This window comes from Pseudomonas sp. Tri1, assembly GCF_017968885.1.
In the GTDB taxonomy this organism is placed as follows: domain Bacteria; phylum Pseudomonadota; class Gammaproteobacteria; order Pseudomonadales; family Pseudomonadaceae; genus Aquipseudomonas.
Map to the genome: position 1 here is coordinate 2096797 of NZ_CP072913.1, position 16545 is coordinate 2113341.

A 16545-nucleotide genomic window follows, 5' to 3' on the forward strand; every position below is an offset into this window, starting at 1 on the left:
GTCAATTCGCCGCAGTTCTCCCGACTCGAGTGCCCATGAACGAACAGTTGCAGCCCCTCAAGAAACAACCGCGCGCAGGTAAAGCCGGCCGCAGCGGAACCCAGGACGATATTGTCTATGCGCATATCTTCGAGGCCATCCTCGAACAACGCCTGGCGCCCGGTACGAAGTTGAGCGAAGAGGCGCTGGGGGAGATTTTCGGGGTCAGCCGCACCATCATCCGCCGGGCGCTGTCACGCCTGGCCCATGAAGGGGTGGTGTTGCTGCGGCCCAATCGCGGTGCCGTGGTGGCCAGCCCAAGTGTCGAAGAGGCGCGCCAGGTGTTCATGGCCCGCCGCCTGGTAGAGCGGGCGATCACCGAACTGGCGGTGCAGCATGCCACTGCCGAACAGCTGGCTGAACTGCGGCAGATGGTCAGCGACGAGCGCGACAGCTTCTCCCGCGGCGACCGCGGCGCCGGCATCCGCTTGTCGGGCGAGTTCCACCTCAAACTGGCCGAAGCGGCGAAAAACGCCCCGCTGATCAGCTTCCAGCGCAGCCTGGTGTCGCAGACTTCGCTGATCATCGCTCAATACGAAAGCGGCAATCGTTCCCACTGTTCCTATGACGAACACACCCAGTTGATCGACGCCATCGAGGCTCGCGACGCCACGCTGGCGGTGGACCTGATGATGCATCACATGGACCACATCGACAGCAAGCTCAACCTCGACGAAGAAAGCGCTTCGGATGATTTGCATGCGGTGTTTTCGCATTTGTTGCAGAGCAAGAAGCCTGGGCGGTCGACGGCCAAGCTTTGATGGGTTAAGTCAGTCATACCGCTAATCGCGAGCAAGCTCGCTCCCACAGGGGTTATGTGAACGACACAAATCCACTGTGGGAGCGAGCTTGCTCGCGATAGCGATCCAACAGATGCTGAAATTTTAGCGCTGATGCACCAACCGGCCAGCCGCATAAGTCTGCGCCACCGTCCGGTCATCCCCCAGCGTCATCAACACAAACAACTTCTCGGCAATATTTCGGGCCTGCTTGAGGCGATAGCCCAGCAGTGGTGTGGCGTTGTAGTCCAGCACCAGAAAGTCCGCGTCGGTACCCGGCTGCAACGTCCCGATCTTGTCCTCCAGCCGCAAGGCCCGGGCGCCGCCGAGGGTCGCCAGGTACAGCGATTTGAATGGGCTCAGCCGCGCCCCCTGTAGCTGCATCACCTTGTAGGCCTCGTTCAAGGTTTGCAGCAGCGAAAAACTGGTGCCGCCACCCACATCGGTGCCCAATCCCACGTTCACCTTATGCTTTTCGGCCATCGGCAGGTTGAACAGGCCGCTGCCCAGGAAAAAATTCGACGTCGGGCAGAACGCGATGGCCGAACCGGTCTCGGCCAGGCGCGCACATTCGTCGTCGCACAGGTGCACGCCGTGGGCAAACACCGAACGCTCGCCAAGCAACTGGTAATGGTCGTAGACGTCCAGATAACCTTTACGCTCCGGGAACAGTTCCTTGACCCACTGCACCTCCTGCAGGTTTTCACTGATGTGGGTCTGCATGTACAGGTCTGGATATTCCCCCAGCAGTTGACCGGCCAGGGTCAATTGTTCCGGCGTGCTGGTAGGCGCGAAACGCGGGGTCACGGCGTAATGCAGGCGGCCCTTGCCGTGCCAGCGCTCGATCAGCGCCTTGCTTTCGGTGTAACTGGATTCGGCGGTGTCGACCAGGTAGTCCGGGGCGTTGCGGTCCATCATCACTTTGCCGGCGATCATGCGCAGGTCGAGCTTCTGGGCCACTTCGAAAAACGAATTCACCGATTGCGGGTGCACGCTGCCGAACACCAGCGCCGTAGTGGTGCCGTTGCGCAGCAGTTCCTTGACGAAAATGTCGGCCACCGCATCGGCGTGGGGCTTGTCGGCGAACTGGCGTTCGCAGGGGAAGGTGTAGGTGTTGAGCCAGTCCAGCAACTGCTCGCCGTAGGCGCCGACCATGCCGGTCTGCGGCAGGTGAATGTGGGTGTCGATGAAGCCGGGGGTGATCAGCGCATCCGGGTAATGATTGATTTCGATGTCCGCCGCCAGGCTCGGCAGTAAATCGCAGGCGTGACCAATGGCGCTGATCTGGCCGTTCTCCACCACCAGCAAACCGTCTTCGAAATACTCATAGGATGCTTCGATGCCAACTTCGGCGGGGTCGGCAAGGCTGTGGAGCAGGGCCGCGCGGTAGGCTTTGCGTGTCAGGGGCATGGGAATTCTCAACGATTGTTCAACGGTTCGCCTGGCTGCGGCGCGAGGCTGGCAGCAGCTTGGCAATCGGTTCGGTGCGGGCGGTGTGCTGGCCGAAATCAGCGTTATAGGTGGCGATGATTTCGCCGGCGATGGAGATGGCGATTTCCACCGGCAACTTGCCTTTGACTTCGCCGATACCCATGGGGCAACGCATGCGTTGCAATGTGCTGCTGTCGAAGCCGCGGTCGCGCAGGCGATGTTCGAACTTGACCCGTTTGGTCTTCGAGCCGATCAGGCCGAAGTAAGCGAAGTCGTTGCGCTTGAGGATCGCGGCGCTCAGTTCCAGATCGAGCTGGTGGTTGTGGGTCATGACAATGCAGTAGCTGCCGGCGGGCAATTCGTCGACCTCATCCAGCGGGTCTTCGCTGACGATCTTGCGCACACCGTGGGGCAGTTGTTCGGGAAACTCGGCTTCCCGCGCGTCGATCCAGCGCACCTTGCAGGGCAGGCTCGCCAGCAGCGGCACCAAGGCGCGACCGACATGGCCGGCGCCGAACACGGCGATCTGCGCCTGGACCTGGCCCATGGGTTCGAACAGCAAGACGGTCACGCCGCCGCAGCACTGGCCCAGGCTGGCGCCGAGGCTGAAGCGCTCCAGATGCGTGCTTTGCTGGCCGCTGGCGAGCATTTGCCGGGCGAGCTCCATGGCCTTGTATTCCAGGTGCCCGCCACCAATGGTGTCGAATGTCTGGCTGGCGCTGATGACCATCTTCGAACCGGCGTTGCGCGGTGTGGAGCCAAGCTCTTCGATGATCGTCACCAGCACGCAGGGTTCACCGCGATCTTGCAGGTCGGCGAGGGCGCTGATCCAGTTGTACATATTCACCTCGACATCTCTGTTGTCTGTTCCGGCCTCATCGCGAGCAAGCTCGCTCCCACATTGGGTCGGTGTTCACAAATCCCCTGTGGGAGCGAGCTTGCTCGCGATTGGCCGCGCCGCGGTCTAAAGTGGAGCCAACTCGGCCTCGGCTTGCGCAGGCGTCACAGTCTTCAACTGCCGCATCTGCTCACACCCCCACAACACCCTCTCCGGTGTCGCCGGCGCATCGATTTTCGGCTGGTGCTGGTAATCCCCCAGGCTCGCCACGGCGTCCTTGATGGCGCACCACGCAGCGATGCCGAGCATGAACGGCGGCTCGCCCACGGCCTTGGAATGGAACACCGTGTCTTCGGGGTTCTTGCGGTTTTCCACCAGTTTGACCCGCAGGTCCAGCGGCATGTCGGCCACGGCGGGGATCTTGTAGCTGGCCGGGCCGCTGGTCATCAGCTTGCCCTTGTCATTCCACACCAGCTCTTCCATGGTCAGCCAACCCATGCCCTGGATGAAGCCACCCTCGACCTGTCCGATGTCGATGGCCGGGTTCAACGAGGCGCCGACATCGTGAAGGATGTCGGTGCGCAGCATCTTGTATTCACCGGTGAGGGTGTCGACGATCACCTCGGCACACGCCGCGCCGAAGGCGTAGTAGTAGAACGGCCGGCCCCGGGCCTGGCTGCGGTCGTAGTAGATTTTCGGAGTCTTGTAGAAACCGGTGCTCGACAACGAAACCTGGGCGAAATACGCCTGCTGGACCAGCGCCTCGAACGTCAAGATGTGATCGCGCACCCGCACATGGCCGTTGTGAAACTCCACGTCTTCTTCGCTGACCTTGTAGTGCCGCGCGGCGAATTCCACCAGACGCTGCTTGATGGTTTGCGCGGCATTCTGCGCGGCCTTGCCGTTCAGGTCGGCGCCACTTGAGGCTGCAGTGGGCGAGGTGTTCGGCACCTTGTCGGTGTTGGTCGCGGTGATCTGCACCCGGTCCATTTCGACCTGGAACACCTCGGCCACCACTTGCGCGACCTTGGTGTTCAAGCCCTGGCCCATTTCGGTGCCGCCATGGTTCAGGTGGATGCTGCCGTCGGTGTAGATGTGGATCAAGGCACCTGCCTGGTTGAGGAAACTGGCAGTGAATGAAATACCGAACTTCACCGGGGTCAGCGCCAGGCCTTTTTTCAGGATCGGGCTGTTGGCGTTGTAGCGGCGGATAGCCTCGCGACGCTCGGCGTACTGGCTGCTTTGCTCAAGTTCGGCGGTCATTTCCTCGAGCATGTTGTGCTCGACGGTCTGGTAGTAGTGGGTGACGTTGCGCTCGGTCTTGCCGTAGTAGTTTGCCTTGCGCACCGCCAGCGGATCGAGCCCCAGGTGCCGGGCGATGGCGTCCATCACCTCTTCGATGGCGACCATGCCTTGCGGCCCGCCGAAACCCCGGTAGGCGGTGTTCGAGGCGGTGTTGGTCTTGCAGCGATGGCCGTTGATGGTCGCATCGCCCAGGTAATAGGCGTTGTCGGCATGGAACATGGCCCGGTCGACAATCGAGGCCGAGAGGTCCGGCGAGCAACCGCAGTTGCCAGCCAGTTCCAGGGCGATGCCATGCAGGCGCCCGGTGCTGTCGAAGCCGACGTCGTATTCGATGTAGAACGGGTGGCGCTTACCGGTCATCAGCATGTCTTCGACGCGGGGCAGGCGCATCTTGGTCGGCTGGCCGGTGAGGTGGGCGATGACTGCGCACAGGCACGCCGGGCTGGCGGCTTGGGTTTCCTTGCCGCCGAAGCCGCCGCCCATGCGGCGCATATCCACCACGACCTTGTTCATCGACACGCCCAGCACTTCGGCCACCAGTTTCTGCACTTCGGTGGGGTTCTGGGTCGAGCAGTAGACGAGCATGCCGCCGTCTTCGGTGGGCATCACTGAGGATATCTGGGTTTCCAGGTAAAAATGTTCCTGGCCGCCGATGTGCAACGAGCCTTGGATACGGTGCTCGGCACTGGCCAGGGCCGTGGCCGAATCACCCCGTTGGTGGGTGTGGCTGTCGAGCACGAAATGCCGCTTGCGCAAGGCTTCGACCACGTCGAGCACCGGTTCCAGGTCTTCATATTCGACAATCGCCGCCATCGCGGCCTTGCGCGCGGTTTCCAGGTCCTTGGCGGCGACGGCCAGCACCGGTTGGCCGACGAACTGCACGTCATCGATGGCCAGCAGCGGGTCGCCGGGAAGCAGCGGGCCGATGTCCTTGAGCCCCGGCACGTCCTCATGGGTGATGACGATGCGCACACCTTCGAAGGCGTAGCAGGGCGCGGTGTCGATGCGCAGGATCCGGGCGTGGGCGCGGTCCGACAGCCGGGCGTAAACGTGCAGTTGGTTAGGGAATTCCAGGCGATCATCAATGTACTGGGCTTCACCGGACACATGCTTGGCGGCGCTGTCATGCTTGACGCTGCGGCCCACGCCAGTGGTCAGGTCGCGGGCGAACAGCTCGGCCAGTTCGGCTTGAGTCTTCTCTACGGCGTGATGGTTAGACATAAGCGGTCACCCGAGTCTCGATGTGCGGCGTTTGCAGTTCGATGAAGTATTTGCGCAACAGGTTGCGGGCGCTGAGCAGGCGATATTCCTTGCTGGCGCGGAAGTCCGACAGCGGCGTGAAGTCCTCGGCCAGGGCCGCGCAGGCGCGCTCGACCGTGCTGTCGTTCCACTGCGCGCCGATCAAGGCGGCTTCACAATGCGTGGCGCGCTTGGGCGTAGCGGCCATGCCGCCGAAGGCCACGCGGGCGTCGCGGACCACGCCGTTGTCGATGCGCAGGTTGAACGCCGCACACACGGCGGAAATATCGTCGTCCAGGCGCTTGGACACCTTGTAGGCGCGGAACGCCTGTTCGGCGCTGGCTCGCGGGACGATGATCTTCTCGATGAATTCGCTTTCCTGGCGGGCGGTGACCCGGTAGTCGATGAAATAGTCTTCCAGCGCCAGGGTGCGACGGGTCTGGCCCTTGCACAACACGATCTGCGCACCGAGGGCGATCAGCAGGGGCGGGGAGTCGCCAATTGGCGAGGCGTTGCCGATGTTGCCGCCCAGGGTGCCCTGGTTGCGGATCTGCAGCGAGGCGAAACGCTGCAGCAGTTCGCCGAAGTCCGGGTACTCGGCTTTCAAGGCCTCGTAGCAATCGGACAGCGCCATGGCGGCGCCGATCTCCAGGCGATCGTCGAAGCGCTCGATGCGCTTGAGTTCGGCGACGTTGCCCACGTAGATCATCACCGGCAGGGTGCGGTGGAACTGTGTGACCTCCAGGGCCAGGTCGGTACCGCCGGCCAACAGCCGTGCTTGAGGATACGCGTCATAGAGATCGGCCAGATCGGCCACGGTCAGCGGCACCAGGCAGCGTTTGTCGCCGCTGTTGAGCTCGCCAGTCTGGGTCGGGGTGATGGCTTTGAGACGGGCGATGGTCTCGGCCTCGCGGGCGTCGAACTGGTCCGGCTGCTTGCCGCAACAGGCCTGCTGGGCGGCGGCCAGGATCGGCCGATAGCCGGTGCAGCGGCACAGGTTGCCGGCCAAGGCTTCGTGGGCTTTGTGGGCGTCGGCTTGCTCGCTGTTCTTTTGCAGGGCGAACAACGACATGACAAAGCCGGGTGTGCAGAAGCCGCATTGCGAACCGTGGCAATCGACCATCGCCTGCTGGACGCTATGCAGTTGACCTTGGTGCTTGAGGTCTTCGACGCAGATCAGTTGTTTGCCGTGCAGGGCCGAAACGAAGGTCAGGCACGAATTAAGGCTGCGATAGCGCATGCGCTCGTGGCCGGTTTCGTCCGTGTGCAACTCGCCCACCACCACGGTGCACGCACCACAGTCACCACTGGCGCAGCCTTCTTTGGTACCGGGTTTGCCGACATGCTCGCGCAGATAATTGAGCACGGTCAGGTTCGGGTCCAGGGCGTGCTCGCTACGGAGTTCCTGGTTGAGTAAAAACTGGATCACGGAAGGCCTCGCAGACTCATTATTGTTGTATCGACTTGGGCTGAATTTATCAGTTCTGACTTTTCGGTCAACGATTTTCTGACTTAAGGGTCAGGAAAATTCGTTTTGTCGATGAACAATGGGGTTTGGGTATTGGTCCTCGGGCGATCTCCTACCTCTATCAGTTAAGCGCAAATCCCCGTGGGAGTGGGCTTGCTCGCGAAGACGACGCTTCTGTCGGAAATTTCTCGCGCGTGGACCGGCCTCTTCGCGAGCAAGCCCGCTCGCACAAGGTCCGCACCGCTGAAAAAATTGCTTATATCGTGCCAAAACCCGGTGCAGGCCCTGCGCCATGACGTATCGAGTGCGCTACACTGCGCCGCTTGTGCAGATCGAAGAGTTTGAAGGACAACCATGACGTTCAAGGCCCCGGACAGCCTCGCCGAGCAAATCGCCCATTACCTCGCCGAGCGCATCATTCGCGGCGAAATGAAACCGGGAGAGCGCATCCAGGAGCAAAAGGTCACGCTGGCGCTCAATGTCAGCCGCGGCTCGGTGCGCGAGGCCCTGTTGATTCTGGAGCGGCGCCACCTGATCGCCATCCTGCCGCGCCGTGGTGCACACGTCACCGAGCTCAGCGAACATAATGTGCGCAGTCTCTGTGCGCTGATGAGCGAGCTGTACATCCTGCTGGGTAATGCCGTGGCCCATGGTTGGCAGGATCAGGCCGACATGGCACCGTTCGTGGCCATCCAGCAGCGACTCAAGGACGCCTTTGCGCGCCAGGACATCCGCACCTTCGTCGATGAAAGCTTCAGCGTGATGCGCGCTGCGTATCCTTTTGCCAACAACCCGTATCTGCAGGAAACCGTCGAGAACCTGCAACCGGCCATGAGCCGTGCCTATTTCCTCGCCCTGGAACAGCGTAAGGCCGAGATGAGCGAGTTCCTCGACCTGTTCCAGCGCCTGCTCGTTGCCGTGCTGGCCCGTGATTTGCCGCAGATCCGCATCGTGCTGACGGCCTATGCCCAGCGCAGTTGCGATCTTGTGGTCTCTGCCCTGACGAAGGCCTGAACGTGCGGCTCAAGTGCATCAAGCTGGCGGGGTTCAAATCCTTCGTCGACCCGACCACGGTGAACTTCCCCAGTAACATGGCGGCGGTGGTCGGGCCCAATGGTTGCGGCAAGTCGAACATCATCGATGCCGTGCGTTGGGTGATGGGCGAGAGCTCGGCCAAGAACCTGCGCGGCGAGTCGATGACCGACGTCATCTTCAACGGCTCCACCAGCCGCAAGCCGGTGAGCCAAGCCAGCATCGAACTGGTGTTCGACAACTCCGATGGCACCCTGGTGGGCGAGTACGCGGCCTATGCGGAAATCTCCATTCGTCGCAAAGTGACCCGCGACAGCCAGAACAGTTATTTCCTCAACGGTACCAAGTGTCGGCGTCGCGATATCACTGATATTTTCCTCGGCACCGGCCTGGGCCCGCGCAGCTACTCGATCATCGAACAGGGCATGATCTCCAAGCTGATCGAGGCCAAGCCCGAGGACCTGCGCAACTTCATCGAAGAGGCCGCCGGCATCTCCAAATACAAGGAGCGCCGCCGCGAGACTGAAAACCGTATTCGTCGTACCCACGAAAACCTCGCGCGCCTGACCGACCTGCGCGAAGAACTCGAGCGCCAGCTGGAACGTCTGCATCGTCAGGCCGAGGCTGCCAAGAAGTATCAGGAATACAAAGGCGAAGAGCGGCAGCTCAAGGCCCAGCTCTCGGCCCTGCGTTGGCAGGCGTTGAATGAGCAGGTCGGCCAGCGCGAAGCCATCATCGGCAACCAGGAGGTCAGCTTCGAGGCCCTGGTGGCCGAGCAACGCAACGCCGATGCCGCCATCGAGCGCCTGCGTGACGGTCACCACGACCTGTCCGAACGCTTCAATCTGGTGCAAGGGCGCTTCTATTCGGTGGGCGGCGACATCGCTCGGGTCGAGCAGAGCATCCAGCACGGCCAGCAACGACTGCGGCAGTTGCAGGATGATTTGAAGGAAGCCGAGCGGGCGCGCCTGGAAACCGAATCGCACCTGGGCCACGACCGTACCTTGCTGCTGACTCTTGGCGAGGAACTGGACCGGCTCACGCCCGAACAGGAAATCACCAGCGCCGCCGCCGAAGAGGCTGCCGCCGCCCTGGAAGAGGCCGAGCTGACCATGCATGGTTGGCAAGAGCAGTGGGACAGTTTCAACCTGACCTCGGCCGAGCCGAGGCGTCAGGCCGAGGTCCAGCAGTCGCGCATCCAGCAGCTGGAAACCAGCATGGAGCGCCTGGCCGACCGTCAGCGCCGCCTGGCCGAAGAGCGTGCCTTGCTCGCGGCGGATCCGGAAGACGCGGCGATCCTCGATCTGAGCGAACAACTGGCGACCAGCGAAGCTACCCTCGAAGACTTGCAAGCCAGCGAAGACGCCCAGGTCGAGCGGCTTGAACAACTGCGCCAGGCCTTGCAACTGGCCTTGCAGAACCAACAGCAGGCCCAGGGCGAATTGCAACGGCTCAATGGGCGCCTGGCGTCGCTGGAGGCCTTGCAGCAAGCCGCGCTGGATCCGGGCACCGGCACCGCCGAATGGTTGCGCGACCAGCACCTGGCCGAACGTCCACGACTGGCCGAAGGTTTGAAGGTCGATGCCGGTTGGGAGTTGGCGGTGGAAACTGTGCTGGGCGCCGACCTGCAAGCGGTGCTGGTGGATGACTTTGCCGGTTTCGACCTGTCAGGTTTCACCCAGGGCGATCTGCGTTTGCTCAGCCCGGCTGGCGACGGGGTACGAATTCCCGGCAGTTTGCTGGACAAGGTCGAGGCCCAAGTCGACCTGTCGCCGTGGTTGGGGCAGGTCAAACCGGTGGAAAGCCTCGAACAGGCCTTGGCCCTGCGCGGGCAATTGGCCGCCGGTGAAAGCCTGATCAGCCGCGACGGGTATTGGGTTGGCCGGCATTTCCTGCGGGTGCGCCGGGCCAGCGAAGCCGAGAGCGGCATGCTCGCCCGCGGCCAGGAAATCCAGCGCCTGAGTGCCGAGCGCGAAGAGCGCGAGGCCAGTGTCGAAGCCCTGGAAACCGAATTGCAGAACCTGCGGGCGCAACAGCGCCAACAGGAGAATGGCCGTGAACACTTGCGTCGGCTGTTGCAGGACGAAGCGCGCCAGCAAGGCGAGCTCAAGGCGCAGTTGTCGGCCGGCAAGGCCAAGGTCGAACAACTGGCCCTGCGCCGCACCCGCCTCGAAGAAGAGATCGCCGAGCTGGGTGAGCAGCGGGCGCTGGAACACGAACAGATCGGCGAGGCGCGCCTGCAATTGCAGGAAGCCCTCGATGCCATGGCGCTGGACACCGAACAGCGCGAGCTGCTGCTGGCCCAACGCGACAGCCTGCGCGAACGCCTGGACCGGGTGCGCCAGGAAGCGCGACAGCACAAGGACCATGCCCACCAGTTGGCGGTGCGCCTTGGCTCGCTCAAGGCTCAACACGATTCGACGCGCCAGGCGCTGGAACGGCTGGAAATGCAGTCCGAACGCCTGACTGAAAAACGCGAGCAGTTGAGCCTCAATCTGGAGGAGGGTGAAGCGCCACTGGAAGAGCTGCGCCTCAAGCTCGAAGAGTTGCTCGACAAGCGCATGAGTGTCGATGAAGAACTCAAGACTGCGCAAATTGCCCTGGAGGACGCCGACCGTGAACTGCGCGACGCTGAGAAGCGCCGTAGCCAGGCCGAGCAGCAATCCCAGCTGATCCGCGGCCAGATGGAACAGCAACGCATGGAGTGGCAAGCACTGACCGTGCGCCGCAAAGCCTTGCAGGACCAATTGCTCGAAGATGGCTACGACCTCGACGGCGTGCTCGCCACCCTGGTGGCCGGGGCAAACGAGAAGGAAGCCGAGGAGGAACTGGAGCGGATTGCCCAGCGCATTCAGCGCCTGGGGGCAATCAACCTGGCGGCCATCGATGAGTACCAGCAGCAGTCCGAGCGCAAGCGCTACCTGGATGCCCAGAACGACGATCTGGTGGAAGCGCTGGAGACCCTGGAAAACGTCATTCGCAAGATCGACAAGGAAACCCGTAACCGTTTCAAGGATACCTTTGATCAGATCAACGGCGGTTTGCAGGCACTTTTCCCAAAAGTTTTCGGTGGCGGCAGCGCCTACTTGGAACTGACGGGCGAAGATTTACTCGATACAGGGGTGACAATCATGGCGCGTCCTCCTGGCAAGAAGAACAGCACCATCCATTTGCTCTCCGGTGGCGAAAAGGCGCTGACCGCGCTGGCCCTGGTATTTGCCATCTTCAAATTGAACCCGGCGCCATTCTGCATGCTCGACGAAGTCGATGCGCCGTTGGATGACGCTAACGTAGGTCGTTACGCACGGCTGGTGAAGGAGATGTCCGAAACGGTGCAATTCATCTACATCACCCACAACAAGATCGCCATGGAAATGGCCGATCAACTGATGGGCGTGACCATGCATGAGCCGGGTTGCTCACGGCTGGTGGCGGTGGATGTGGAGGAAGCCATGGCGATGGTAGATGCCTGACACACGGGTTGTAGGGCATCTACTGGGAGTGCTGTAGGTATTTTTTACCCTTGGGCTTGTTGTTCAATTCACAGATTGGCACGAGCCTATGCGACAGACGGTGTAAAGTTATCTTTGGTCGTGCTAGTTTAATGTCAATTTTTCGTGTGCGTGGGCAAAACGCCATTCAGAACATAGAGTTGGCGCCACGTTTTAAAGCGGTTTGCAAATAGCTAAACCCCTTATTTTTCAGCATTTTTATAGAGGCACGGGATTACATGGAAATCGGTCTGCGCGAGTGGCTGATCGTCATCGGCATCATTGTCATTGCCGGTATTCTTTTCGACGGCTGGCGGCGCATGCGCGGCGGCAAGGGCAAACTCAAGTTTCGCCTTGATCGCAGCCTGTCGAACCTGCCGGACGACGATGGCAATGCCGAGCTGCTGGGGCCGCCCCGGGTGTTGGACACCCATAAAGAGCCGCAGTTGGACGAGCATGACTTGCCGTCGATGAGCGCGCCTGCGCGCGAGCCACGGGAGTCGGGTTCCAAGCGCGGCAAGCGCAACAGCGAGCCGTCCCAGGGGGACCTGAACCTCAATCTGGACCTGGATGGTGGCCCGAGCTTCAGCAGTCGTGACGACGACTTCCCGGACGAGAACAAGACCTCCGGTGCCGACAAAGACCAGGCCCAAGCCGAAGAAGTGCTAGTGATCAGCGTGATTTGCCGCGACCCGGCCGGCTTCAAGGGCCCAGCGTTGTTGCAGAACATCCTGGAAAGCGGCCTGCGTTTTGGCGAGATGGACATTTTCCACCGCCACGAAAGCATGGCCGGCAATGGCGAGGTATTGTTTTCCATGGCCAACGCGGTCAAGCCGGGCGTATTCGACCTGGACGACATCGACCATTTCAGCACGCCAGCGGTAAGCTTTTTCCTCGGCCTGCCAGGCCCGCGTCATCCCAAGCAGGCCTTCGACGTGATGGTGGCCGCGGCGCGCAAGCTGTCCCAGGAGCTCAATGGCGAATTGAAGGATGACCAGCGCAGCGTGCTGACCGCCCAGACCATCGAACACTACCGCCAGCGCATCGTCGAATTCGAACGCCGGGCGTTGACCCAGAAGCGCTGAAGTCGGCAGCGCTTTTGTGGCGCAGGGGCTTTTTGTGACGAGGGGATTTATCCCCTCGCCACAGGTTCTGCATTCGGCCGGTATAGGCTCGACATTGCCAATGTTTTGAGAAGATTGAGCAGCCTCGGCTGCTCTTTTGCTTTATGAGAGAACATCCATGACTGCCGTCAAAACCCGCATCCAACAGCTGCGCACCGAGCTGGACCAGCACAACTACCGCTACCACGTCCTCGATGAACCGAGCATCCCGGACGCCGAGTACGATCGCCTGTTTCATGAGCTCAAGGCCCTGGAAGAGCAGCATCCGGAACTGGTGACCAGCGACTCCCCGACCCAGCGGGTCGGCAGTGTGGCGCTGTCGGCGTTCAGCCAGGTGCGGCACGAGATCCCGATGCTCAGCCTGGGTAACGCCTTTGACGAAACCACCATGCGCGAATTCGACCGGCGGGTGACCGAAGGCCTCGACCTGCCCACGGGCGACTTGCTCGGCGGTGGCGCGGCGGTGGAATACAGCTGCGAGCCGAAGCTCGATGGCCTGGCGGTCAGCCTGCTGTACCAGGACGGCATGTTGGTACGGGGTGCCACTCGCGGTGACGGCACGACCGGCGAAGACATCAGCGTCAACGTACGCACCGTGCGCAACATCCCCCTCAAATTGCAGGGCAGTGGCTGGCCGCCGCTGTTGGAAGTGCGCGGCGAGGTGTACATGTCCAAGGCTGGCTTCGAGCGCCTCAATGCCACGCAGTTGGAGGCAGGCGGCAAGACCTTCGCCAACCCGCGCAACGCGGCGGCCGGCAGTTTGCGCCAATTGGATTCGAAGATAACCGCCAACCGTCCCTTGGAGTTCTGCTGCTACGGCATCGGCCAGGTGACCGCGGACATCGCCGATACCCACATCGGCAATCTCAAGCAGCTCAAGGCTTGGGGCTTGCCCATCAGCCGTGAACTGAAATTGGCCCACGGTATCGATGAATGCCTGGACTACTACCGCGACATTGGCGAGCGGCGCAGCGCGTTGGCTTATGAAATCGATGGGGTGGTGTTCAAGGTCAATAGCATCGCCTCTCAGCGCGAGCTGGGTTTTCGCGCCCGGGAACCGCGCTGGGCCATCGCTCATAAATTCCCGGCCAGCGAAGAGCTCACCGAACTGTTGGACGTAGAGTTCCAGGTCGGTCGCACTGGCGCCGTGACACCCGTCGCACGGCTCAAGCCGGTCAAGGTTGCTGGCGTGACCGTGGCCAACGCCACCCTGCACAACATGGACGAAGTGGCGCGCCTGGGCCTGATGATCGGCGACACCGTGATTATCCGCCGCGCCGGGGACGTGATCCCGCAAGTGGTGCAAGTGGTCACCGAGCGCCGTCCGGACAATGCCCGGCCGGTGGAGATCCCGCAAGAATGTCCGGTCTGCGGCTCCCATGTGGAGCGTACGCAACTGATCAAGCGCAGCAAAGGCCGCGAGACCATCAGCGAAGGTGCGGTGTACCGCTGCGTCGGTCGCCTGGCCTGCGGCGCGCAGCTCAAGCAGGCGATCATTCATTTCGTGTCGCGCCGGGCCATGGACATCGAGGGCCTGGGCGAGAAGAGCGTCGAGCAGTTGGTGGACGAGGGCCTGGTGGGCTCGCCTGCTGACCTGTATGCCCTGACCTTCGAGCAAGTGGTCGACCTGGAAGGCTTCGCCGAACTGTCGAGCAAGAACCTGCTGGCGGCCATCGTCGACAGCAAGAAGCCGAGCCTGGCGCGCTTCATCTACGCCCTCGGCATCCCGGACGTGGGCGAGGAGACCGCCAAGGTCCTGGCTCGTTCTCTTGGTTCGCTGGAGCGTGTACAGGCGGCTTTGCCTCAGGTGCTGACGTATTTGCCGGACGTCGGCCTGGAAGTTGCCCATGAGATTCACAGCTTCTTCGAAGACCCGCATAACCGTCAGGTGATCAAGGATTTGTTGCGCCATGGTCTGGATATCCAGGACCAGGGCGAGTTGGGTGCCGAGTTCTCCGCCAGCACCACCCTGGGCGGTTTTCTGGACAAGCTGAATATTCCGTCGGTCGGGCCGGGCGGGGCGCAGAAACTGGCGGACAAATTCGGTTCACTCGAAGCGGTCATGAGTGCCGACTGGCTCGACATGCGCCAGGCGCTGCCGGAAAAACAGGCCAACGCCGTGCGCGAGTTCTTTGCTGTCGCCGCCAACCGGCAGCAGGCCGAAGCTGCCGAGAAGCAGCTGCAGGACTTTGGCATGCATTGGCAAAGTGAGAAGAAAGTCGTCGAAGGTCTGCCTGAGGCGGGTCATACCTGGGTGTTGACCGGTTCGCTGGAGTTGATGAGCCGCGATGTCGCCAAGGACAAGCTGGAAAGCCTGGGGGCCAAGGTCGCCGGTTCCGTGTCGGCGAAAACCTATTGCGTGGTGGCCGGGCCGGGGGCGGGCTCGAAGCTGACCAAGGCCAACGAGCTGGGGCTCAAGGTGCTGGATGAAGAGGCGTTTGTGGCTTTTTTGAGCGAGCATGGCATCACGGTTTAATCGGGAGCGCTCCCGCGCCTATCCGGCGCTATGACGCAAAGCGTGGGAACGATCATGCACCAGGGGGATCTAGTGCTTCAGGCTCCAGGGAGATCGCCATGTACCGCTTCTTTGAACAACTGAGCTCACGCATCGCCGCGCCGTTCATGGGCGATCGCTCACGCAATAGCAAGATCTGGTCGTGTCGCTGCGGTCAGTCGCTGTTTTTTCGCAACAGCCAATGCCTGGCCTGCCTGGCTGCGTTGGGCTATCAGCCTGAACAGAGCCGCCTGTCGTCCTTGCAACCCGGCGAGCAACCCGACACCTGGACACTGGATGCGGACCCGCAGGCCGGGTTGTTCCGCCGCTGCGCCAACCTCGACACCCCGGCGGCGTGCAACTGGCTGCTTGCGGCCAATGACCACGATGCCTTGTGCGTCGCCTGCAGCCTGAACCGCACCATTCCCGATTTGTCGATCCCGGAAAACCCCGAGCGCTGGCGCAAGGTCGAAACCGCCAAGCGCCGGCTGGTGGCGCAACTGATCACCCTCGGCTTGCCGGTGATTCCGAAAACCGTCGATGAAAACATCGGCTTGGCTTTCGATTTCATTGGGGTCGATCCCGATGGCACGCCGCCGACCACCGGTCACGCCAGTGGACTGGTCACCCTCGACATCAAAGAAGCCGACGATGCCCATCGCGAATACGTGCGCCAGCAGATGCGCGAACCGTATCGCACCTTACTCGGACATTTCCGGCATGAGGTGGGGCACTACTACTGGGATCGGCTGATCGCCAACAGCCACTGGCTCGAGGCGTTTCGTGAACTGTTCGGCGATGAGCGTGCCAGTTATTCCGACGCCCTGGAGCGGCATTACCAGCAAGGGGCGCCGCTGGACTGGCAGACCCATTACGTCAGCGCCTACGCCACCATGCACCCCTGGGAAGACTGGGCGGAAACCTGGGCCCACTACCTGCACATGATGGACGCGGTGGATACGGCGCTGGGTTTTGGCATGAGTGCTCGGGAAATGGATATCGACTACCAGCCTTTTCCGCCCGAGACCTTGTACGACCCCGAGCACACCGGGGGGACGGCGTTCCTGTCATTCGTCAACGCCTGGATCGAACTGGCCGGCATGCTCAACGAACTGTCCCGAAGCATGGGCCAGCCGGACTTCTATCCGTTCGTCGTACCCGCCGCCGTCATCACCAAGCTGCATTTCATCCATTTGGTGATTCAGGAAGAGGGTGGTCGGGCGGATGAGGTGCTGATGTAACTTTGCTCCCGCTTTAAGTTTTGCTTGCCTCGATAGAGATCGGGCAGCGTTAAAGTGATGCCAT

10 protein-coding genes are annotated in these 16545 nt (G+C 61.8%); 6 read left to right on the plus strand and 4 right to left on the minus strand.

The annotated features are described in order from the left end of the window. Positions 1-35 precede the first annotated feature (35 nt). Complete coding sequence (locus J9870_RS09315) at positions 36-800, plus strand: GntR family transcriptional regulator (RefSeq protein WP_003183531.1); 765 nt, start codon at positions 36-38, stop codon at positions 798-800. Between the two features lie 123 nt (positions 801-923). On the opposite strand, the gene guaD is transcribed toward J9870_RS09315, so the two are convergent. The 4 genes from guaD to xdhA all read right to left on the minus strand — a co-directional run bounded on the left by guaD (position 924) and on the right by xdhA (position 7060). Further along, the gene (guaD, locus tag J9870_RS09320) at positions 924-2228 is read right to left on the minus strand and encodes a guanine deaminase (protein ID WP_210643631.1); all 1305 of its coding nucleotides are present in this window, start codon (positions 2226-2228) and stop codon (positions 924-926) included. A 19-nt stretch (positions 2229-2247) separates the two neighbouring features. Next, positions 2248-3090: a xanthine dehydrogenase accessory protein XdhC gene (gene xdhC / locus J9870_RS09325; RefSeq protein WP_210643632.1), complete on the minus strand. Its 843-nt coding sequence runs from the start codon at positions 3088-3090 to the stop codon at positions 2248-2250. A gap of 123 nt (positions 3091-3213) precedes the next feature. After that, positions 3214-5613: a xanthine dehydrogenase molybdopterin binding subunit gene (gene xdhB, locus J9870_RS09330; protein WP_210643633.1), complete on the minus strand. Its 2400-nt coding sequence runs from the start codon at positions 5611-5613 to the stop codon at positions 3214-3216. Then, positions 5606-7060, minus strand: coding sequence for a xanthine dehydrogenase small subunit (gene xdhA, locus J9870_RS09335; RefSeq protein WP_210643634.1), 1455 nt, complete (start codon positions 7058-7060; stop codon positions 5606-5608). The genes xdhB and xdhA overlap by 8 nt, the downstream gene beginning before the upstream one ends. Positions 7061-7453: 393 nt before the next feature. Between xdhA and J9870_RS09340 the strand changes: the two genes are divergently transcribed. From J9870_RS09340 to J9870_RS09360, 5 genes are all read left to right on the plus strand, one after another. Then, a complete protein-coding gene (locus tag J9870_RS09340) occupies positions 7454-8113 on the plus strand; it encodes a GntR family transcriptional regulator (RefSeq protein ID WP_210643635.1) in 660 nt (219 codons plus the stop codon). 2 nt (positions 8114-8115) lie between these two features. Beyond that, positions 8116-11604: a chromosome segregation protein SMC gene (gene smc, locus J9870_RS09345; RefSeq protein ID WP_210643636.1), complete on the plus strand. Its 3489-nt coding sequence runs from the start codon at positions 8116-8118 to the stop codon at positions 11602-11604. 257 nt (positions 11605-11861) lie between these two features. Continuing rightward, positions 11862-12707, plus strand: a complete 846-nt coding sequence (gene zipA / locus J9870_RS09350; protein ID WP_210643637.1) for a cell division protein ZipA — start codon at positions 11862-11864, stop codon at positions 12705-12707. Positions 12708-12864: 157 nt separating this feature from the next. Then, positions 12865-15222, plus strand: a complete 2358-nt coding sequence (gene ligA / locus J9870_RS09355; protein ID WP_210643638.1) for an NAD-dependent DNA ligase LigA — start codon at positions 12865-12867, stop codon at positions 15220-15222. A gap of 98 nt (positions 15223-15320) precedes the next feature. Then, entirely contained in the window at positions 15321-16481 is a 1161-nt protein-coding gene (locus J9870_RS09360) for a putative zinc-binding metallopeptidase (RefSeq protein WP_210643639.1), read from the plus strand. The last annotated feature ends 64 nt before the right edge of the window (positions 16482-16545 follow it).